The sequence below is a fragment of the Lentzea sp. DG1S-22 genome, from assembly GCF_036321065.1.
Lineage (GTDB): Bacteria > Actinomycetota > Actinomycetes > Mycobacteriales > Pseudonocardiaceae > Lentzea > Lentzea jiangxiensis.
On sequence record NZ_CP143276.1, the window covers coordinates 2,933,242 to 2,953,360 of the forward strand.

Annotated in this window: 24 protein-coding genes; 13 read left to right on the forward strand and 11 right to left on the reverse strand. The window is 71.3% G+C overall.

The window, feature by feature from the left end:
• Positions 1–221 precede the first annotated feature (221 nt).
• The 4 genes from V1227_RS12620 to V1227_RS12635 form a co-directional block, all read right to left on the reverse strand.
• Complete coding sequence (locus V1227_RS12620) at positions 222–596, reverse strand: YciI family protein (RefSeq protein ID WP_329792699.1); 375 nt, start codon at positions 594–596, stop codon at positions 222–224.
• 94 nt (positions 597–690) lie between these two features.
• Entirely contained in the window at positions 691–2,334 is a 1,644-nt protein-coding gene (locus tag V1227_RS12625; protein WP_329792700.1) for a GMC family oxidoreductase, read from the reverse strand.
• Positions 2,331–2,609 (reverse strand): hypothetical protein, encoded by a 279-nt coding sequence (locus V1227_RS12630; protein ID WP_329792701.1) that lies wholly within the window; start codon positions 2,607–2,609, stop codon positions 2,331–2,333. Before V1227_RS12630 ends, V1227_RS12625 begins: the two co-directional genes overlap by 4 nt.
• Before the next feature lie 52 nt (positions 2,610–2,661).
• Complete coding sequence (locus tag V1227_RS12635) at positions 2,662–2,994, reverse strand: putative quinol monooxygenase (RefSeq protein WP_329792702.1); 333 nt, start codon at positions 2,992–2,994, stop codon at positions 2,662–2,664.
• Positions 2,995–3,189: 195 nt separating this feature from the next.
• Here V1227_RS12635 and V1227_RS12640 point away from each other — a divergent pair, with 195 nt between their 5' ends.
• From V1227_RS12640 to V1227_RS12650, 3 genes are read left to right on the forward strand one after another with little or no spacing between them, the layout of a single operon-like run.
• Positions 3,190–3,471, forward strand: coding sequence for a hypothetical protein (locus V1227_RS12640; RefSeq protein ID WP_329792703.1), 282 nt, complete (start codon positions 3,190–3,192; stop codon positions 3,469–3,471).
• A 20-nt stretch (positions 3,472–3,491) separates the two neighbouring features.
• Entirely contained in the window at positions 3,492–4,796 is a 1,305-nt protein-coding gene (locus V1227_RS12645) for a hypothetical protein (RefSeq protein WP_329792704.1), read from the forward strand.
• Positions 4,797–4,800: 4 nt separating this feature from the next.
• Positions 4,801–5,934, forward strand: a complete 1,134-nt coding sequence (locus tag V1227_RS12650) for an endonuclease/exonuclease/phosphatase family protein (protein WP_329792705.1) — start codon at positions 4,801–4,803, stop codon at positions 5,932–5,934.
• Here V1227_RS12650 and V1227_RS12655 read toward each other — a convergent pair.
• Positions 5,931–6,221, reverse strand: coding sequence for a DUF1905 domain-containing protein (locus V1227_RS12655; RefSeq protein ID WP_329792706.1), 291 nt, complete (start codon positions 6,219–6,221; stop codon positions 5,931–5,933). The two genes, V1227_RS12650 and V1227_RS12655, sit on opposite strands and share 4 nt — an antisense overlap.
• Positions 6,222–6,379: 158 nt before the next feature.
• On the opposite strand from V1227_RS12655, the gene V1227_RS12660 reads away from it, so the two are divergent.
• Together V1227_RS12660 and V1227_RS12665 are read left to right on the forward strand one after the other, a co-directional pair.
• Positions 6,380–6,931, forward strand: a complete 552-nt coding sequence (locus tag V1227_RS12660) for a TetR/AcrR family transcriptional regulator (RefSeq protein ID WP_329792707.1) — start codon at positions 6,380–6,382, stop codon at positions 6,929–6,931.
• A gap of 5 nt (positions 6,932–6,936) precedes the next feature.
• Positions 6,937–9,090, forward strand: a complete 2,154-nt coding sequence (locus V1227_RS12665) for an MMPL family transporter (protein WP_329792708.1) — start codon at positions 6,937–6,939, stop codon at positions 9,088–9,090.
• A 67-nt stretch (positions 9,091–9,157) separates the two neighbouring features.
• Here V1227_RS12665 and V1227_RS12670 read toward each other — a convergent pair whose 3' ends face one another.
• Positions 9,158–9,487 carry a DUF6292 family protein gene (locus tag V1227_RS12670; protein ID WP_329792709.1) on the reverse strand — a complete coding sequence of 110 codons (330 nt, stop codon included), beginning with the start codon at positions 9,485–9,487 and terminating at the stop codon, positions 9,158–9,160.
• Positions 9,488–9,575: 88 nt separating this feature from the next.
• Entirely contained in the window at positions 9,576–10,322 is a 747-nt protein-coding gene (locus tag V1227_RS12675) for a TerC family protein (protein WP_329792710.1), read from the reverse strand.
• Between the two features lie 270 nt (positions 10,323–10,592).
• Between V1227_RS12675 and V1227_RS12680 the strand changes: the two genes are divergently transcribed.
• The gene (locus V1227_RS12680) at positions 10,593–10,997 is read left to right on the forward strand and encodes a MerR family transcriptional regulator (protein WP_236224743.1); all 405 of its coding nucleotides are present in this window, start codon (positions 10,593–10,595) and stop codon (positions 10,995–10,997) included.
• A gap of 11 nt (positions 10,998–11,008) precedes the next feature.
• Here V1227_RS12680 and V1227_RS12685 read toward each other — a convergent pair whose 3' ends face one another.
• Complete coding sequence (locus V1227_RS12685; protein ID WP_329792711.1) at positions 11,009–11,377, reverse strand: VOC family protein; 369 nt, start codon at positions 11,375–11,377, stop codon at positions 11,009–11,011.
• Positions 11,378–11,437: 60 nt separating this feature from the next.
• Between V1227_RS12685 and V1227_RS12690 the strand changes: the two genes are divergently transcribed.
• Entirely contained in the window at positions 11,438–11,890 is a 453-nt protein-coding gene (locus V1227_RS12690) for a MarR family winged helix-turn-helix transcriptional regulator (protein ID WP_236224741.1), read from the forward strand.
• Between the two features lie 46 nt (positions 11,891–11,936).
• Positions 11,937–13,640 carry an IlvD/Edd family dehydratase gene (locus V1227_RS12695; protein WP_329792712.1) on the forward strand — a complete coding sequence of 568 codons (1,704 nt, stop codon included), beginning with the start codon at positions 11,937–11,939 and terminating at the stop codon, positions 13,638–13,640.
• Here the strand turns inward: V1227_RS12695 and V1227_RS12700 are convergent.
• Complete coding sequence (locus V1227_RS12700) at positions 13,637–13,819, reverse strand: zinc transporter Slc39a7 (protein ID WP_329792713.1); 183 nt, start codon at positions 13,817–13,819, stop codon at positions 13,637–13,639. The genes V1227_RS12695 and V1227_RS12700 overlap by 4 nt on opposite strands.
• 112 nt (positions 13,820–13,931) lie before the next feature.
• On the opposite strand from V1227_RS12700, the gene V1227_RS12705 reads away from it, so the two are divergent.
• From V1227_RS12705 to V1227_RS12725, 5 genes are read left to right on the forward strand one after another with little or no spacing between them, the layout of a single operon-like run.
• A complete protein-coding gene (locus V1227_RS12705) occupies positions 13,932–15,497 on the forward strand; it encodes an ABC transporter substrate-binding protein (RefSeq protein ID WP_329792714.1) in 1,566 nt (521 codons plus the stop codon).
• Positions 15,494–16,468, forward strand: a complete 975-nt coding sequence (locus V1227_RS12710; protein WP_329792715.1) for an ABC transporter permease — start codon at positions 15,494–15,496, stop codon at positions 16,466–16,468. Before V1227_RS12705 ends, V1227_RS12710 begins: the two co-directional genes overlap by 4 nt.
• Positions 16,461–17,345: an ABC transporter permease gene (locus V1227_RS12715; protein ID WP_329792716.1), complete on the forward strand. Its 885-nt coding sequence runs from the start codon at positions 16,461–16,463 to the stop codon at positions 17,343–17,345. The genes V1227_RS12710 and V1227_RS12715 overlap by 8 nt, the downstream gene beginning before the upstream one ends.
• Positions 17,339–18,241, forward strand: a complete 903-nt coding sequence (locus tag V1227_RS12720; RefSeq protein ID WP_329792717.1) for an ABC transporter ATP-binding protein — start codon at positions 17,339–17,341, stop codon at positions 18,239–18,241. The genes V1227_RS12715 and V1227_RS12720 overlap by 7 nt, the downstream gene beginning before the upstream one ends.
• Positions 18,223–18,858, forward strand: coding sequence for an ABC transporter ATP-binding protein (locus tag V1227_RS12725; RefSeq protein WP_245733703.1), 636 nt, complete (start codon positions 18,223–18,225; stop codon positions 18,856–18,858). Before V1227_RS12720 ends, V1227_RS12725 begins: the two co-directional genes overlap by 19 nt.
• On the opposite strand, the gene V1227_RS12730 is transcribed toward V1227_RS12725, so the two are convergent.
• The gene (locus V1227_RS12730; protein WP_329792718.1) at positions 18,830–19,354 is read right to left on the reverse strand and encodes a class F sortase; all 525 of its coding nucleotides are present in this window, start codon (positions 19,352–19,354) and stop codon (positions 18,830–18,832) included. The genes V1227_RS12725 and V1227_RS12730 overlap by 29 nt on opposite strands.
• Positions 19,354–20,097 (reverse strand): DUF4397 domain-containing protein, encoded by a 744-nt coding sequence (locus tag V1227_RS12735; RefSeq protein WP_329792719.1) that lies wholly within the window; start codon positions 20,095–20,097, stop codon positions 19,354–19,356. The genes V1227_RS12730 and V1227_RS12735 overlap by 1 nt, the downstream gene beginning before the upstream one ends.
• Positions 20,098–20,119: the final 22 nt, after the last annotated feature.

A 20,119-nucleotide genomic window follows, 5' to 3' on the forward strand; every position in this document is an offset into this window, starting at 1 on the left:
AGTCCGCACCACGCGAGAGCACGTTCGTGCAGGGCGACGGCGGCGTCGTGAGCGGCGCCGTCGAGCCCCATCCGGTGCGGCGGAACGGGTGCGTTCATCGCGCTGATCACGGCCGCACCCCCGGTTCGGGATCGCCCGGCTGCCTGCCGTTCTCGCCCACCGAGTTCCTCCCCGATGGGGCCGCACGTCGCCGTGGAGGGGACGTGCGGCCCTGCCCGGGACTACCTGGCCTGGTAGGGCTCGACGTCCTCGGCCTCGGCGACCTGCCGGACCTCGACCGACATCTCCTCGACGCCCGCGAAGCAGGTGATGTACTCCTCGGCGACGGCCGTGGCCTCCGCGAGGTCCTTCGCGGCGATCAGCAGGAAGCCGCCGACGACCTCCTTGGCCTCGGCGAACGGCCCGTCCGTCGCCCTGACCGCCGCACCGCGCCTGCGCACCACCGCCCCGGTCCTGTGCACCCCCTCGGCGCCGAGCAGGACGCCGTTCGCGCCGAGCTTCCCGACGAACGCGTTCATCCGCTCGACGAGCTCGCTGTTCGGCTCCCAGGAGGCCGGGTCGTCCTCCATGACTCGGTGCGTGAGCATGAACCGCATGGTCTCTCCTCGATGTCGACTGGCGGCGACGTCCGCCGCCACCCCTGCGTCGATCGACGTCACGGAGCTTTCGACATCTTCGCGCGGAACTCCTTCAGCGCCTGCCCGACACGAGGTGCCCGGCGGTGCGCAGAGCCAGCGCCGCCATCGTGAGCGACGGGTTCGACGTGCCGAGCGAAGGCATGCTCCCGCACCCGACCGCGTACAGGTTCGGGTGGTCCCAGCAGCGCTGCCACTCGTCCACGACGGAGTCGCGCGGTGACGTGCCCATCACGTGCGTACCGCCGCTGTGCCCGGCGCCCCAGTAGCGGAGCGGCCGACCGTCGTGTTCGAAGTAGTGCCCGTCGCCCGGTTCGTACGCCGTGAAGTCCTCCGCGCCCAGCATCTCGAACAGCTGCTCCGACACCCTCCTCGCGGCGAGCAGGCCGTCCTTGACGTAGTCCGACAGTGCGTAGTGGACGGACGGGCGCGGGTTGCCCAGGGCGTCGCGCTCGTCCGCGAGGGTGACGCGGTTGGCGGGGTCCGCCTCCTGCTCGACCTCGATCTGCAGCGTGAACTGCCTGCCGACCCGCTCCGCGACCGCCTTCCTCAACTCGGTCCCGCGCAGACCGGCGGCGACGAGCTCGGCGGTGTCCGAGCCGGGGCTGCCCGCCGACCAGCCCCAGCCCCAGTTGCCGATCTCGATGCGGAACGGCGCCCGTGCGCGGCGCTCGGGGCCCGACCGGAAGGTCTCGATGCCGGTCGTCGAGCCCGGGCCGCGGAACGGGCCGATCGGGTGGGGCATCAGCCCCCACGTCAGCAGTACCGGGTGCCCCATGAGGTTGCGACCCACCTGCCCGCTGCTGTTCGCGAGCCCGGACATGAGCAGCAGCTTGGCGTTCTCGACGGCGTGCGCGGCGAGGACCACGACGTCCGCTTGCACCATGTGCCGCGTGTGCCTGCCGGAGGTGTCGTCCTCGTAGCGCTGGTAGGCGACCTCGGTGATGCGGCCGGACTCGTCGGCGTGCAGGCGGTTCACCACGCAGCGGGTGCGCAGCTCGACGGTGGCGGACCACCGCTTCTGCGTGCGGTGGGGTGTGTACTTGGCGCCCTCCGGGCAGACCGGCACGCAGCTCGCGAAACCCGCGCAGAGCCGTCCGTCCGGACGGTAGCCGTCGACCGGGACACCGTTGCGCGCCTGAGGTGTGCCCACGACCAGGAGCTCGTGGCCGTCGATCCGCCGTCCGTCCACAACGGACGCTATGGCGTGGTCGAGGAACGTGCGGGGCAGCGCGTGCATCGGGTAGCGGTAGCCGTCGGCGACGGGAACGTGCTGCCGCTGCTCGTCCGCGTCGGCCGCGATGCCGATCTCCCACTCCGCCGCGCGGTAGTGCGGTTCCAGGTCCGCGTAGGACAGCGGCCAGTTGCGGCCCCGGCCGAGGTCGCCGGTGCGGAAGTCGTCGGGACGCATCCGGGGTGTGATGCCGATCCAGAGGGTGCCCGTGCCACCGTTCATGCGCAGGTAGGGGCTCGCGAGCGAGTGCGGGCCGGTGGTGACCAGGTAGTCGCTGGACGGGGCGGCGGCGGTCGTGCGGTAGGGCGTGAGCGGCGACTTGACGAGCGCCGTGCGGAAGCGGCTGACCGCGTCGTCGTTCGGTTCCGCGCCCGCCTCCAGGACGAGCACGCGGAACCCGTTGTCCCCCAGCACCTTGGCGACGAGCGAGCCGGCGAACCCCGCGCCGACGACCACGGCCCTCACCGGGCGCTTCTTCGCGGTCTGCGCTCCCAGCTGCCGAAACCGGGCCCCGCCGTGCCCGGCGGCGCGACCCCGAGGGCCTTCCACGCCAGGCCTTCGGCGTAGGCGCGTTCGGCCGGGACCGCCCCACGCCAGACCCCGGTGTACCAGAGCTGGATGACCTCGGCCTCGGACGCGCCGTCGGCCAGCGCGCGGTACTGCTCGACCAGTCCGGTCGACCTCAGCTCCTCCACCGAGAACCCGGTCAGCTCGGCGGACAACTCCACGAAGGCGTCCATCCGGCCATCCTCAGCGGGGGAACTCCCGTGCGCCACACGATCCGGGCCGGGCTCACCCGCGTGGCGCAACCCGCATCTCGCCGAGCTCCGACCAGTCGTCCTGCTCGACGACCTGGCTCACGATGCGCGGCGTCTCGGCGAGGTACCGCGGCAGTTCCTCCTGGGCGGTCCTGAAGTGCTCCGACCGCACGTGCGCGCCACCGGCGTCGCCGTCGCGGAACGCCTCGACCAGCACGTACTCGTCGGGGTCGTCGAGGCTGCGCGACCAGTCGAACCACAGGCAGCCGGGCTCGGCGCGGGTGGCCTCGGTGAAGCTCCTGCTGAGGTCCGGCCAGGCCTCGGCGTGCTCCGGCAGAACGCGGAACTTGGCGGTGATGAAGATCAAGAGGGCCTCCTCGAGCTGGTCCGTCCGAGCCTAGACCGCCTGCGGACCGACGACCTGTTCGCGCCGAACGCCCCGGCCCCCACCCGTGTTCCTCCATCGCGACGGTGGCCGGGCCGTTGCTCGGCGGGCTGTTCGTCGACCACCTGGGCTGGCGGTGGGCGTTCTACGTCAACATCCGCCCTAGGCGTCGCCGTCGTGGCGGTCGCGATCGCCGCGCTGCCCGCGACCAGGACCGCGGGCAGGCCGAGGATCGACTACGCGGGCATCGCGCTGATCTCCCTCGCGGCGACCGGGCTGACGCTGGTCACGAGCTGGGGCGGCACCGAGTACCCGTGGACGTCGCCGACGATCCTGTGGATGGCGGCCGGGTCGGTGGTGCTGCTGGTCGCGTTCGTGTTCGTCGAGCAGCGCGCGGCCGAGCCGATGCTGCCGATGAGGTTGTTCCGCAGCAGGGTGTTCACGGTGTCGGCGTCCTGAGCTTCGTCGTCGGCTTCGCGATGCTCGGCGGCACCACCTACCTGCCGATCTACCTGCAGTACGTGCGCGGCGAGTCGGCCACGGCGTCCGGGCTGTGGATGCTGCCGCTCATCGCCGGCCTGATGGCGACGGCGCTGCCGACCGGCAGCACGATCAGCCGCACGGGCAGGTACCGGGTCTTCCCGCTGCTCGGCTCGGCCGGGCTCACGATCGGGTTGTTCCTGCTGTCCCTGCTGGACGCGTCGACCAGCTACTGGGTGATGGGCGCGTTCATGGTGGTGCTCGGCGCGGGCATCGGCCTGGTGATGCAGGTGCGCGTGATCGTCGTGCAGAGCACCACGAACCACACCGACCTCGGCGTCGCCACGTCCGGCATCAGCTTCCTGCGCACGATGGGCAGCTCGTTCGGCGTCGCGATCTACGCGAACCAGCTGCCGCACCACCTCGTGGCCCCGCCGGGCGTCGACCCGCGCGCGATCGCCGGCCCGGCCGCGGTACACGCTCTGCCGGACGCCGTGAAGGCGCCGGTCGTCGCCGGGTACGCCGAGACCGTGCACACGATGTTCCTCCTCGCCGCCCCGATCGGGCTCGTCGCGCTGGCTGTCGCGTTCTTCCTGCCGCAGGTGCAGCTGCGCGACACCTCCCGCGCCGCCGCGTCCGGCAACAGCGGGGTGGGCGAGAGCTTCGCCCCACCGCCGTCGAACTCCTGCGACGAGCTGCGCAAGCTGGTCTCCGCGGTGGTCGTGAAGTCCGAGGACGACCCCGGCCCGGCCGTGCCGCGGCGGTCCGGCGTCGACCTGCCGCTGGAACAGGCGTGGCTGCTCGGCCGCGTCTACGAGGCGTCGGCGGACGACGGGGTGGCCACGCTCGCCGAGATCGCCGAGCTGACCGGGGTGCCCGGCGGCATCTTCGAACCGACCGCGCGGGCGCTCGTGCGGTCCGGGCACCTGGCGTTCGGCGACGACGGCTACCGCTTCACCGACCTGGGCTCCGACGTGTTCACCCGGCTCGTCCGGGCGTGGCGGTGCTGGCTGCTCGACCAGCTGCGCGACTGGGACGAGCCGGACCACCGCGACTTCGCGCGGGTGCTCGACTCGTTCACCGGCGAGCTGGTGGAGAGCGGCCGCCGGCTGAGCCGCGTCCAGGTCCGCTGCCGGGTGCGTCCACCGTGGCCGCCGGGGCCCGCGCGGCCGAGGTGCGTCGTTGGGCCTCGTGCAGCGGCTCGGCCTCGCGGGTCTCCGTCAGGCCGGGCCCTCCACCACCGGCACAACCAAAGATCACCCGAGCGGACCAGGGCGTCTCCGTTCCTCCACCTGCAACCCTGAAACCGTGAGCACCACCCGCATCGGGTCGTTCAACGTGGAGAACATGTTCGAGCGCCCCAAGGTGATGGGCCGCAACGCGACCGAGCACGCGGCCCCGGTTCTGGCCGCCCACGCCCGATTCAACGAACTCATCGCCGCCGAGACCTACACGCCCGAAGTCAAGGAAGAGCTCAAGGAACACCTGGCGACCCTGCAGCTGCTGCGAGGTGACAGGAGCCGGTACGCGGTCCTGCGGCGCATCCGCGGCCGTTTCCTCGCGCGCCACCGCACCGGCGAAACGTCAGTGGTGGCAAGCGGTCGCGAGTCCTGGGTCGGCTGGGTCGAGCTCACCACCGAACCGATCAGCGAGCTCGCCACCCGCCACACCGCGCAGGTGATGCGCGACGTCGGCGCCCACGTCCTCGGTGTGGTCGAGGCCGAGTCGCGCGAGCTGCTGCACATGTTCTCCGCCTCGATGCTCAAGAGCGTCGGCTGGACCCCCTACGAGGAGGTCCACCTGATCGACGGCAACGACGAACGCGGCATCAACGTCGGCCTGCTGACGCGTGACGCCCACCAGGTCATCACGATCCGCACGCACGTGTACGCGCGGGACAACTCGGGCGTGGTCTTCTCCCGCGACTGCGCCGAGTACCACGTCCGCACGCCCGCGGGTCCCGAGGTCGTCGTGCTGGTGAACCACCTGAAGTCCAAGGGGTACGGCGCCCCCGGCGACCCGATCGGCGCCCGCCGCCGCTTCCGCCAGGCCGTCCGCATCGCCCGCATCGTGAACCGCCTGCGCGACGAGGGCCACGAGCACATCGCCGTCGTCGGCGACCTCAACGACACCGCGGACAGCGAGGCGCTGCGCCCGCTCTTCCAGCGCACGGGCCTGCGCGACATCAGCGAGCACGACGACTTCGACTGGGACCACCGCCGCGGCACGTACCGGGGCGTGAACGAACGCGGCAAGATCGACTACGTCCTGCTCACCCGTCCCCTGTTCGCGAAAGCGGTGGGCGGCGGCGTGTTCCGCAAGGGCGTGTGGCGCGGCCCGCGGACGCGAAACCGCTGGGAGGTCTACGAAACCCTGACCGACGAGGTGCACGCCGCGAGCGACCACGCCGCCATCTACGCCGACATCGACTGGACCCGCTAGACGACCTCGACCGTCACCTCGACGACGTCCCCGGGGCTGATGCCGTTCTTCTTGCGCACGGCCGCCTTGATCGGCAGCACGTAGCACCCCGACCGCTTGTCCGGGAACACCGACGTGGACCAGGTGCTGGCGCCGACGCCCACCCGCACCTTGACCGAGCCGAACCCGGCACCCGGCGTGGCGATGTCGCGGATCTGGTCCGAGACGTCCTCGGGCAGCGTCACGAACGTCCAGGTGTCCATGCGGCGGGCGTCCCAGAGCCACAGCTCCGCGTCGAAGACGAACATCCGGCCATTCTCGCAGCCGCGCTCACCACGCCCACCCCGCTGGCACGGTCAGTCACCACGCAGCGGGCATCACTCACCCGTTATGGTGACGAACGCCACCGACCACTTCGGTCGGTTTACCTACCGAATCGGTCGGTGAACGCCGTAAAGTCGAGGGCATGCCACGACAGCCCAGGACCGGGGTCGACGAGAGGATCCTCGACGCCGCCGCCGCGCTCTTCGCGCGGCACGGCTTCGAGCAGACCTCCGTGAAGGCCCTCGCCGACGCCGTCGGCCTGTCCAAGGCCGGCCTGCTGCACCACTTCCCGAGCAAGGAAGCTCTCTTCGAAGCGGCGTGGGAGCAGAGCCGCGTGATCTGCCGGCACGTCCTCGAGCTGGTCTCGGACCTGCCGGCGGGACCCGCTCGCGAGCGCCGGTCGGTCGAGCTGCTGACCGACTACGCGCTCGACCGGCCGGGCATGGTCTCGCTGCTGTTCCGGTCGATGACGGCGCCCGGTGAGGACCCCCAGCAGGCGCAGGACGAGCTGCTCCTCAACGAGATGTTCGTCATCGACCCGGCCACCGAACTGCCGCGCGCCATCCGGATCGTCGGCGCGCTCAGCGCCATGGCGGTGCTCACCCTCCTGGCCAACCAGGAGGGTGACAAGACGCTGTGGCGCCCCTTGATCCTCGCTACCTGTTATGACGCACTCGGGCACCGGGAGGCCTGACCACCATGGCGAAACTGCTCTACAGACTGGGTAGGGGTGCGCACCGGCACCGCCTTCCGGTCGTCCTGATCTGGCTCCTCGTGCTGATCGGCTCCGGGGTGGGGGCCTTCACGCTCGGCGGCGAGACGTCCAACTCGATGTCCATCCCCGGCCAGGAGTCGACGACCGCGCTCGAGCGGATCCAGGAGAAGTTCGGCACGGGCGAGAGCGCGTCGGCGCGGGTCGTCCTGCAGGCCCCCGCCGGGCAGAAGCTGCCGCAGCACGTCAAGACGATCACCGACCTGGTGGCGGACGAGTCCGCGCTGCAGGGCGTGCGGTCGGCGACGAACCCGCTCGACCCGGCCGCGCCGAGCGTCAACAAGGACCTCGACGTCGGCTACAGCACCGTCACCTACGACGTGAAGCCCGGCGAGGTCACCGACGCGCAGCGCGCCGACCTGCTCAAGGCCGTCGACAAGGCCCGCGCGGCCGGGTTGACCGTCGAGGTCGGCGGCACCGCGATGCAGGAGACGCCGCACGTCGGAGGCCCGGCCGAGGCCATCGGTGTCGTGCTGGCGCTCGTCGTGCTCGCGCTGACCTACGGCTCGCTCGTGACCGCGGGCATGAACCTGCTGAGCGCGGGCATCGGCGTCGGCATCGGCACGCTCGGCATCACGATCGCTACCGGGTTCATGGACCTGCAGTCGACCACGCCGATCCTCGCCTCGATGCTGGGCCTCGCGGTCGGCATCGACTACGCGTTGTTCATCATCAACCGCTTCCGCCAGGAGCTGCGCCGCGGCTCGGACGTCGGCCACGCCGTCGCGACCGCGGTGGGCACCGCCGGTTCGGCCGTCGTCACCGCCGGTCTGACCGTCGTGATCGCGCTGGTGGGCCTCGCGATCGCGGGCATCCCGTTCCTCACGCAGATGGGCGTCTCGGCCGCGGCCACGATCGTCGTCGCCGTGCTGATCGCCATCACGCTGGTCCCCGCGGTGCTGAGCCTGCTCGGTCGCCGCGTGCTGACCCGCAAGGAGCGCGGCGCCGAGAGCACCGAGCCCAGGGACCGCGGCGTCATCACCGGCTGGGCCGGTGCGATCACCCGCAACCGCCTCGTCGCGCTGCTGCTCTCGGTCGTGGCGCTCGGCATCGTCTCGATCCCCGTGGCGTCCATGGACACCACGCTGATCCAGAAGGCGCCGGCCGGCTCCACGCAGGAGCGCGCCGACCAGATCCTCGCGAAGGGCTTCGGCGAGGGCTTCAACGGCCCGATCATCGTCCTGGTCGAGGGTGACGGCGCCGCCGCCATCGCCGGCAAGGCGGCCGAGCCGATCTCGAAGCTGTCCGACGTCGCTCTCGTGACGCCCCCGCAGCCGAGCCAGGACGGCGGGTCCGCGATGGTCACGGTCATCCCGAAGTCCGGCCCGGACAGCACGGAGACCGAGCGGCTCGTCGCCGGCCTGCGCGCCGAACTGTCCGACCTCGACGGCGGCAAGGCCTACGTCACCGGCGCCACCGCGGTGAGCGTCGACGTGGCCACGTCCCTGGACCGCGCGCTGCCGATCTACCTCGCGGTCGTCGTGGGCCTCGCGCTCGTGCTGCTGGTCCTCGTGTTCCGCTCGCTGCTGGTGCCGGTCGTCGGTGTGCTCGGCTTCCTGCTCACCATCGGCTCCTCGCTCGGCGCGACGGTCGCGGTGTTCCAGTGGGGCTGGCTCGCCGACGCGGTCAACCTCGACGGCACCGGCCCGCTGATCAGCCTCACGCCGATCCTCGTGATCGGCATCCTGTTCGGGCTCGCCATGGACTACCAGATCTTCCTGGTGTCCCGGATGCACGAGGCGCACCACCGCGGCGCCAAGCCGATCGAGGCCATCACCACGGGCTTCCGCCAGGCGGCCCCGGTCGTCGTGGCCGCGGCGCTGATCATGTTCTCGGTGTTCGCTGGCTTCGTCCCGGCGGGCGAGCCGACCGTGAAGTCGATCGCCTTCGCCCTGGCGGTGGGCATCTTCGTGGACGCGTTCGTGGTTCGCATGGTGCTCGTGCCGGCCGCGCTGGCCCTGATCGGTGAGCGCGCCTGGTGGCTGCCGAAGTGGCTGCGGTGGTTGCCGGAGCTCGACGTCGAGGGCACGGCGCTCGACGAGATCGAGAAGGAGGACCGGCAGGAGCCGGTCACCGTCTAGCCGAACCGGCGGAAGGAGATCCGCCCCCACCCCCGTGTCACGGGATGGGGGCGGATCTTTTCGTCTGTCAGGCCACGTGTCCGGTGCGGGTCACGGAGACGGGCGAGCGGCTTGTGGAGAACTGGCGCCTCACCCACCGGGCCACCGTCCGCGGTGGCGGCTCCACCGCTCCGGCGAGATGGGCCACCACGACCAGTTCGGCACCGTCCTCGACGGCGATCGCCCACCCGTGTCCCTCGGTCCACAGCAGGGCGACGTCACTGCCGGGGTGGTCGGGGAGGCTGCCGTCCACGGCGATGTACACGCGCAGGGGCTTCTCCCGATCGATGCAGGAGGACTCGCCGCTCAGTCCGAGTTCCCGCGTGACCCTCAGCGCGTAGTCGAGCACTTGCGCCATCACGTCGCCACCACCCTCCGCTCACCGGGGCAACAGCGCCGACTGTTTGACGCAGAGCGCGGTTACCCCGGTGGAAGGCGCGCAAACGTCAATCGTTCTTCACGTATGCCCCGTGCAGCTCCACGGGCTTGGAGTTGCGCCGTGCGCGCATGCGCAGGTTCAGGAACTCCACGAACACCGAGAACGCGATCGGCCCGTACACGTACCCCTTCGGGATGTGCTGGTCGAAGCCCTCGGCGATGAGGCTGCCGCCGATCAGCAGCAGGAACGACAGGGCGAGCATCTTGACCGTCGGGTGGCGGTTCACGAACTCCGAGATGGCCTTGGCGGAGAACAGCATCACCACCATCGCGACGACGACGGCCGCGATCATGATGCCGAGCTCGTCGACCATGCCGACCGCGGTGATGACCGAGTCGAGCGAGAAGACGATGTCGAGCACCAGGATCTGGGCGATCACGCCGGCGAACGAGACGACCTTGCGCTCCTTCGCGTGGTCGGCGCCCTCGAGCTGCTCGTGGATCTCGAAGGTGGCCTTGCCGAGCAGGAACAGCCCGCCCAGCAGCAGGATCAGGTCACGTCCCGATATCTCCTGGCCCCAGATCGTGAACAGCGGGGCCGTCAGGCCGATCACCCACGCCAGCGACGCGAGCAGGACCAGGCGCGTCACCAGGGCCAGCGAGAGGCCCACGACCTGGGCCTTGCGCCGCTGCTCCTCCGGCAGGCGCCCGGCCAGGATCGAGATGAAGATGACGTTGTCGATGCCCAGAACGATTTCGAGCAGCAGCAGCGTCGCGAAGGCGACCCACAGCTCCGGGCTCGTCATCCACTCCATCAACGGGTCCTTTCCGGTCTTGGTCGGCGACCGCGCGGACGGCAGGGACTCGAGCCGTCTCCGGTCAGCTGCCGCAGACGGCCGCGGCAGACCGCCGTGCAGGCGAACTCCTGCGCGGCGAAAATCCCGTGGCCACCGTGAGAACCACGATGGGAGCAAGCCGGATGCGATCAGAAAAGAGCACCCGCGCACGCACTGCAGCCGTCCGCACCGGCTCCTTCAGGCATACTTCGACAGTAACACGTAGGACTGTACGGTTGACTGAGGGAGGTGACCGCTTTGTCCGAATCGTTGCTGAAGATCGGAGAGCTCGCCGCCCGCGCCGGCGTGAGCATCCGCACGGTCGACTACTACACGACGCTGGGCCTGATCAGCCCCGCTCAGCGGACCGCGAGCAACTACCGCCTCTACCGCGCCGACGACGTGGACCGCATCCACCTCGTCCAGCGCCTGGAGGTCCACGGGCTACCCCTGGAGGACATCGCCCGCGCGTTCGCCGCCGGTCCCGCCGACACCGCGGCGGTGCTCGGGCAGATCGACACGGACCTGCGCACGCTCCAGGAGGCGGCCGACGCGGCGTCCCCGGAGATGCACGGCCTGCTGGCGGTGATCGCGAACCGCGTGCACTCGCTGATCACCATCGCGCTGCAGCTCCCGCCCGACCTGCCGATGTAGCCGCGCGCCGATCAGGCGCGGTCGTGCAGCGTGACGTGGTAGCCGTCGGGGTCGGCGAAGGTGAACGTCCGGCCGAAGGGGCCGTCGACCGGCGCCGAGACGATGGCGTGGCCGTCGGCGGCCAGAGCGTCGTGGATTTCCTGGACGTCCGTGGCGTGCAGCCAGATCGCGGCGCCGATCCCGGGCCGGGAGGCCGAGGCGAGGTCCGTGCCGGGGACGACGTCGCGCAGGGCGAACGCGATCGGCTTCGTCTCGAAGACCACCGCGTGCGGAGGTCCGGCCGGCGAGCGGACGAGACCCAGGTAGTGCTCGTAGAACGCCCGCGAGGCGTCGAGGTCGCGCGCCTGCAGCGAGAGGAAGTCGGGACCGGTGACGGGCATGGTGTCTCCTCCATGTGTGTCAGTTTTCTGACACAGGAGAAGCTATGTCAGAATCCTGACATGAGTCAAGACGACGCCGGTGTCGACCTGGACACGTCGCTCGGGTACCTGCTCAAGGAGGCGTCGAGCGTCCTGCGGGCGGAGATGGAGAAGGTGCTGCGGCCGCTCGGGATGACCGTGACGCACTACTCCTGCCTCGAACTGCTGGCCCAGCGGCCGGGCCTGTCCAACTCCGAACTGGCGCGGCGCGCGTTCGTGACGCGGCAGTCGATGAACGTGCTGCTGCAGGCCCTGGAGCGGGACGGCGACGTGACCAGGCCCGCGGAGGCGCCCGTCGGCAAGGTCCTCCCCACCCGGCTCACGCCCCGCGGCCGGCGGAAGCTCGACAAGGCGTCCGCGGCGGTCCGGGCCGTCGAGGTGCGGATGCTGTCCGGGATGGCGGAAGCCGAGCGGTCGGCGGCGTTCCGGGCGCTGCGGAGCATGGTCCACTCGCTGCGCGACGGTGGTGCCTGAGCCCTTCCTCCCCCGTTATGGTCGGGAGGGACCGCGAGGAGGCGCAGTGGGACTTCGCAGCGAGCACTGGTACGCCGGGGAAGACCGCAACGCCTACATCCACCGCGCCTGGATGCGCCGCGGCACCCCGGACGACGCGTTCCGCCGGCCGCAGATCGCGATCGCCAACACCGCCTCCGACCTCACCCCGTGCAACGCGCACCTGGACGAGGTCGCGAAGTCCGTCTCCCACGGCGTGTACGAGGCCGGCGGCATCCCGCTCGACCTGCCCGTGGTGTCACTCGGCGAGACCAACGTGCGCCCCACCGCGATGCTGTGGCGCAACATGGCCGCGATGGCCGCCGAGGAGATGCTGCGCGCCAACCCGGTCGACGGCGTGGTGCTGCTCGGCGGGTGCGACAAGACGATCCCGGCGCTGCTGATGGCCGCCGCGTCCGTCGACCTCCCGGCGGTCGTCGTTCCCGGCGGGCCGATGCTGACCGGCACGTTCCGCGGCGTCCCGCTCGGGTGCGGCACGGACGTCTGGCGGCTGTCCGAGGAGGTGCGCGCGGGCACGCTGTCGCAGGAGCAGTTCGCGCGCTCGGAGTCGGCGATGATCCGCAGCCGCGGCCACTGCAACACGATGGGCACGGCGTCGACGATGGCACTGGTCGCGGAAGCGCTGGGCACCGTCGTTCCCGGTGTCGCGGGCACCCCGGCGGCGGACAGCAGGCTCCTCGAGGCCTCGCACGCCACCGGACGCCTCGTCGTCGAACTGGTCGAGCAGGACCGCAGGCCCAGCACGTTCCTCACGAAAGCCAGCTTCCACAACGCGATCGTGGCGCTGGCCGCGATCGGCGGGTCCACGAACGCCGTGGTGCACCTGCTCGCCATCGCCGGGCGCCTCGGCATCGATCTCACGCTCGACGACTTCGACCGCGTCGGCTCGGGCGTGCCGCTCCTCGTGGACCTCCAGCCGGCGGGCCGGTTCCTGATGGAGGACTTCCACCGCGCGGGCGGGCTCCCGGCCGTGCTGCGGGAGGTGCGCGACCTGCTCGACCCCGCGGCGCTCACGGTCACGGGCCGGCCGCTCGTCGAGCACCTCGGCGACGCGCCGATCTGGGACCCGCAGGTGATCAGGAGCCGCGCGGAGCCGATCATCGCCGAGGGCGGGATCGCGGTGCTGAGAGGCAACTTGGCGCCATCAGGAGCTCTGATCAAACCGGCGGCCGCGTCGGCGCACCTGTTGCAGCACCGCGGCAGGGCCGTGGTGTTCGACAGCATCGAGGACTTCCACGCCCGCGTCGACGACCCGGACCTCGACGTGGACGCGGACTCCGTGCTGGTGCTGCGGGGCTGCGGCCCGCGCGGCTACCCGGGCATGCCCGAGGTGTCGAACATGCCGCTGCCGAAGAAGCTGCTGGAGCAGGGCGTGCGGGACATGGTGCGGATCTGCGACGGGCGCATGAGCGGCACGGCCTACGGCACGGTCGTCCTCCACGTGGCGCCGGAGGCGGCGGCGGGCGGGCCGCTCGGACTGGTCCGGACGGGAGACGTCATCGTGCTCGACGTGGCGAACCGGCGGATCGACGTGGAGGCGCCGGACTTCGCGCGGCGCACCCCGAGCGAGGCGATGGCCAGGGCGTTCGCGTCACCGAAGCGCGGCTGGGAACGCCTGTACGTGGACCACGTCCTGGGCGCCGACACCGGAGCCGACCTCGACTTCCTGGTCGGCTCCAGCGGCAGCGACGTCGCTCGCGAGTCGCATTAGTGCGAGTGCTCGTGCTCCTCGACGTGTCCGGCGTCGTGCACGTGCGTGTGTGAGTGCGTCTCGCCGCCGTGCGTGTGGGTGTGCTCGTGTTCGACGTGCTCGTGCGTGTGCTCCCCGTGGGGATGCGAGTGAGTCGTGTCACCGTGGCTGTGCTCGTGGCTGTGCACTCCGTTGGTCATGACTCGATGCTGGCATGAGTTCTGCTCGAGCGCACTGATGCCAGATCTTGCCTATTGCAACATCATTGCTGTTAGCTGCACCAGGCAACACGGCCAACTGGGGAGGAACTGGATGCGGCGCGCGGCTCTGCTGGCCCTCGTTCTGCTGGCGGGGTGCACGTCACCCGACGGCTCCACCACCGCACCGGCGACGTCGATCGTCATCGGCGCGGGCAGCGAACCCGAAAACCTCAACCCCGTGCTCGGCTACGCCCCGGACGGCGCCGCGAAGATCTTCGACGGCCTCGTCGCGCGCGACGCCTCGCTGGCGCTGAGGCCCGCGCTGGCCGCGGAGCTCCCGAAGGCGTCGGCGGACGGCCTGTCGTGGACGGCGAAGCTGCGCAAGGACGTCACGTTCTCCGACGGCACGCCCGTGACCGCGCAGGACGTCGTGTTCACCTACAAGTCCGTGCTGGACAAGAAGGTGAACTCCACGATCGCCACGCGCTTCGACGCGCTGGCCGACGTGGTGGCGACCGACGACAGCACGGTCGAGTTCACGCTGTCGTACGCCTACGCGCCGTTCGCCCAGCAGCTCACGCTCGGCATCGTGCCCGCCGCGAAGCTCTCCGGCACCGACATCAACAGCGCGCCGTTCAACACCGCCCCGGTCGGCAGCGGCCCGTACACCGTCGCCGAGTGGCGCAAGGGCGACCGGATGGTGTTGAAGGCCAACGAGAAGTACTGGGGCGGCGCACCGGCGATCAAGACCGTCACCGTCGTCTTCGTGGCCGACGACAACGCCCGCGCGACCCGCATGGCCGCCGGCGAGTTCGACGGCACGGTGCTGCCCCCGAAGCTCGCGCAGACCTACCGCGACCGGTCCGGGTACAAGGTCGTGCGGAACCCGTCGGCGGACTACCGCGGCCTCGGCATCCCGTCCGAGCTGCCGTTCACCTCCTCCCCGCAGGTCCGGCGGGCGATCAACCTCGGCATCAACCGCCAGGCCATGATCGACGCGGTGCTGGCGGGCTCCGGCAAACCCGCGTCCACGCCGATCTCCCCGTACCTGACGGACTGGTACGACGAGGGTTCCGCGTTCCCGTACGACGTGGCGGAGGCGGAGGAGCTGCTCGACGAGGCGGGCTGGCGCAAGGGCGCGGACGGCAAGCGCGCCAAGGACGGCCAGCCCGCGAAGCTGCCCGTGCTCTACCCCGCCGCGGACGTGCTGCGCAAGGAGCTGGCGCTCGCCACGGCCTCCGACATCGCGAAGCTCGGCATCGACGCGCCCGTCGAGGCGACGACGTTCGACGTCATGCTTCAGCGCCGCAAGGAAGCGGCGTCGGTGTGGGGCGGCGGTGACCCGTACGACCCGGACACGGCCGCGTACACGTTGCTGCACAGCAAGTACGCGGGCCAGGACGGCTACGTCAACATGACGCTGTACCGCAACTCCACTGTGGACACCGCCCTGGACACCGCCCGCCGCAGCCTCGACCCCGCGGCCCGCAAAAAGGCCTACGACGAGTTCCAGAAGGCCTACTCCGCCGACCCGGCCTGGGCGTTCCTGGTGTTCCTCGACCACACGTACGTCATCCGCGACCGGTGGAACGGCCAGGAGACCCAGGTCGAGCCGCACGACCACGGCCTCGTGCACGCGGTGTGGTGGAACCTCGAGCGCTGGACGCCGAAGTCGTGACCAGGTCCATCGGCCGGCTGGCACTGCGGCGGCTGGCCTTCGCGGTCCCCGTGCTGCTCGTGGTCAGCTTCGCGCTGTTCGTGCTGGCCAAGGCCTCCCCGTTCGACCCGGTCGAGCGCTACTTCGGCGTGCGGATCATCGGCGCCTCGCCCGAACGCGTGGCCCAGCTGCGGGAGAACTGGGGCGTCGACGAACCGGTCGTCGCGCAGTACTGGGCCTGGCTGCGGCACGCCGTCACGGGCGACCTCGGCGACTCGCTGTCGTTGCAGCAGCCCGTGTCCGAGGTCATCGGCGACCGTCTCGGGTGGACGGTGCTGCTCGTGTCGGTCGGCTTCGCGCTGGCCCTGCTGCTCGGGCTGCTGCTGGGCACGTTCGCGGCGTGGCGGCAGGGCTCGTGGCTCGACCGGCTGATCACGGGCGGCTGCTACGCCCTGGAGGCGGCGCCGGTGTTCTGGGTGGGGCTCGCGGTGCTGTACGTGTTCGCGCTGCAGCTGCGGTGGCTGCCCGGTGGTGGCGTGACGTCCGGGTCCGAACCGGTGTCCGCCGGCGGGGTCGCGGTCCACATGGTGCTGCCGGTGGCGGTGCTGGCGATCTCGCAGGCGCCGTGGTTCGTGCTGTTCGTGCGGCAGAACCTCCTCGAGTCGTTCACGCAGGACCACGTGATCGGTGCTCGCGCTCGCGGTCTCCCTGACCACCTGGTGGTGTCGGGGCACGCGCTGCGCACCTCGCTGCTGCCGTTCCTGACGCTGCTCGGCGCCCGGCTGCCCGAGCTGATCACGGGGGCGTTGCTGGTGGAGACGGTGTTCTCGTGGCCCGGCATCGCTCGGGCGACCGTCGAGGCGGCGCTGAACGTCGACTTCGCGCTGCTGGGCGCGCTGACCGTGATGGCGACGGGCGTGGTGCTGCTGGGCAACCTGCTGGCCGACGTCCTGTACTCGCTCGCCGACCCGAGGGTGGCGCTCGATGGCTGACCTGACCTGGCGTCCCGCCCCGCGCAGCCGCCTGACCGCCGCGAGCCCGCCGCGCTCCCCGAAGTGGCGGCTGCTGCCCTCGGCGGTGATCCTCGTGCTCGTCGCGCTGACCGTCCTGGTCGTCCCGCTGGTCGTGGAGCTCAACGAGCAGTACGTCGACCTCGCGGTCGCCAACCGGCCGCCGTCCGCCGCGCACCTGTTCGGCACCGACGAGCTCGGCCGCGACGTGCTGCTGCGTTGCGTGTACGCGCTCAGGGTCTCGCTGACGGTCGGGCTGGTGGCCGCGGTGATCTCCGCGGTCGTCGGCACGGCGGTCGGCGCGCTCGCCGGTGCCGTCGGCGGCTGGTTCGACCGGGTCCTGATGCGCGTGGTCGACGCGATCGCCTCGGTGCCGCACCTGCTGCTGGGCATCGTGATCGTCGCGGTCCTGCGGCCGAGCCTCACCGCCGTGATCATCTCGATCGCCCTGACCCACTGGCTCACCGCGGCGAGGATCGTGCGCTCGGAGGTGCTGTCGCTGCGGTCTCGGCCGTTCATCGACGCGGCGGTCGTCGGCGGAGCCTCGCGGCTGCAGGTGCTCACGCGGCACCTGCTGCCGAACGTGGCACCGCAGGTCCTGCTCGCGACGACGCTGATGGTGCCGCACGCGGTGTGGCACGAGACGGCGCTGTCGTTCCTCGGCCTCGGCCTGCCGCCGCACGCGGCCAGCATCGGCAACATGATCAACGACGCCCAGCGGTCGCTGCTGACCGGCGGCTGGTGGATGTCGCTCGCGCCCGGCCTGCTGCTGATCATCACGACGCTCGCGGTGTCCGGGGCGAGCGGCGTGTGGCGGGACCGGCTGAACCCCAAGCGGCGCACGGAGCTGACGTGGTGAACCTGGAGATCGACCGGGTGTCGGTGCGGTTCGCGCTCAAGGGCGCGACCGTCGAGGCCGTGAACGACGTGTCGTTGCGGATCAGGCCCGGCGAGTGCGTGGCACTGGTCGGGGAGAGCGGCTGCGGCAAGACGGTGCTGGCGTCGGCGCTGCTCGGGTTCCTGCCCGGCAACGCCGAGACCAGCGGCAGCGCGCGGCTCGGTGACGTCGACCTGCTCGCGGCGAGCGACCGCGAACTCGCGACCACGATCCGCGGCCGGCGGATCGGGCTGATCCCGCAGAGCCCCGCGAGCCACCTCACGCCCGTCCGCACGGCCCGCTCGCAGCTCGAGGAAGCCGCCCGCGTCCTCGGCGGCGACGCGCGCAAGGCCGCCGAACGCGCCGGTCTGCTGCCCGAGCACCTCGACCGCTACCCGCACGAGCTGTCCGGCGGCATGGCGCAGCGCGTGGCGAACGCCCTGGCGCTCGTGGGCAACCCGCCGCTGCTGATCGCGGACGAACCGACCACCGGGCTCGACCGCGACCTCGTCGACGGGTTGCTCGACGAGTTCCGCAGGCTCGTCGGCGAGGGGCACTCCGTCCTGCTGATCACGCACGACCTCGCCGCGGCGCACAGGGTCGCCGACCGGATCGCGGTGATGTACGCGGGCCGGATCGTCGAGGTCGGCCCGGCCCACGCGGTGCTGGACAACTCCCGGCACCCCTACGCCCGCGGGCTCGCCAACGCGTTGCCCGACCGGGACTTCCTGCCCGTTCCCGGCCAGCCGCCCCTGCTCACCGACCTGCCGGCGGGCTGCGCGTTCGCCCCGCGCTGCGAGCAGGCCACCGCCGTCTGCGAGGACCGCCCCGTGCTCACCGACGACCCGCACGCCGTCGCGTGCCACCGCCCGTGCTGACCGGCACCGGCATCACCGCCGGCTACCGCGACCCGGTGGTCACCGACGTCAGCCTGACCGTCCAGCCGGGACGGACGACCGGCCTCGCCGGCCCGAGCGGTTCGGGCAAGTCCACTGTGGCGCGAGTGCTCGCGTTGCTGCACAAGCCCTTCTCGGGCACCGTGGAGATAGACGGCGAGACGGTCACCGGCTTCCGGTTCAAGGCGACCCAGCGCACGAAGATCGGCGTGCTGTTCCAGCAGCCCCGGCTCTCGGTCGACCCGCGCTTCACCCTGCGCCAGGCGATCGCGGAGCCGTTGCGGGGCGGGGACGTCACCGAGCTCGCCGACCTGGTCATGCTCACCGGCGACCTGCTGGACCGCCGCCCGCACGAGGTCAGCGACGGCCAGTTGCAACGCGCCTGCCTGGCCCGCGCGCTGGCGCTGAAGCCGCGCTACCTGATCTGCGACGAGATGACGACGATGCTGGACGCCTCCACGACGGCCGCGCTGGTCGGCGTGATCCGCGCCTACCAGCGGGAGTCCGGCGCCGGGGTGCTGGCGATCTCGCACGACGCCACGTTGCTCGCGCGGTGGGCGGACGAGACGGTCAGGCTTTCAGCACCGCTTCCACGATGACGTTGTCGCGGTAGCTGCCGGCGACCCGGTCGAACTCGCCTCCGCACGTCACGAGCCGCAGTTCGGACAACGGCGTCGGCCCGTAGACCACGGCCGTCGGGAACGCCGTCTTCTGCGTCGAGTAGGAGTTGTTCACGACGAACGTCAGCTTGCTGCCGTCCTCGCGTTCGACCAGCACCTCGGCGCCGGGCTCGAGCTCGGGCAGCCGGAAGAACACGCCGGGTCCGGTCTTCGAGTCGATGTGGCCGGAGATCATCGCGGGCCCGGCGTCCCCCGGCGCGACGCCCTTGGCGTACCACCCGGCCCTGTCCGCGCGCGTCGGCGGCTGCAGCGCCCCGGAGGAGTCGACGTCCAGCGCTTCGAGGGACGTCTCGACGCCGATCGACGGGATCCGGACCGTGACGGGCTCCGGCACCTCGTCCCCGCCGGGCCCTTTGACCACGTAGATCAGCGTGACCAGCACCGCCGCCCCCATGAGGAGCTTGCCCCTGGCCATCAGCCGAACCGGAACAGCCTGCCGCGCGCCGAGTGCATCGCGATGCCCACGATGAGCGCGATGACCAGCGCCGTCACCCAGTCCCAGCCGCCCGCCATGCCTCCGAAGCCGGTCTCCTGGCCGCCGCCGGGCACGACCTCCGCGCCCTCGGCGTCCGTGCGCAGCTCGATGCGCCGGGCGCTGACCAGCAACGAGTAGACGGCGCCGCTCTCCAGCGTCGCCTCCAGCCTCGTCGAGTCCTTGCCGCGCGGGAGCACCTGCAGGGCGTCCGAGCCGGGCAGCATCACGACGTAGCCGGTGGTCGAGGTCGGCTGCACACCCCGGTGCACGAACACGCTGCCGCGCAGGAGGTCCATCTCGGCATCGCCCGCGTTGATCACGCGCAGCCGCGCCTGCCCGTTCGGCGGCAGGCTGACGTCGTCCTCCAGCACCTTCATCGACGACGCGATGTCGACGACCGTGTACGCCTTGCCCGTCCCGGCCTGCACGAGCACCGACCGCAGCACCGGGCTGCCGGGATCGGAGCCGGCCGCGCGGAATTCGACGACGTGCTCGCCCGGTTCGACCCGGCGGTAGTCGTAGAGGTCGGCGTAGTCGAGGGTGCCGAGCTCGACACCGTCGAGTGAGGCGTCGACGCGGGCCTGGTCCATCGAGAAGTGCCCGAGCCGCAGGTACGTGCCCGCGGCGGCGTGCGCGGGCGTGGCAGAGAGCAGCAACAACAGCACCACGGCGAGCACTCGCACGCGGACCCCTCCCCTCATCGGA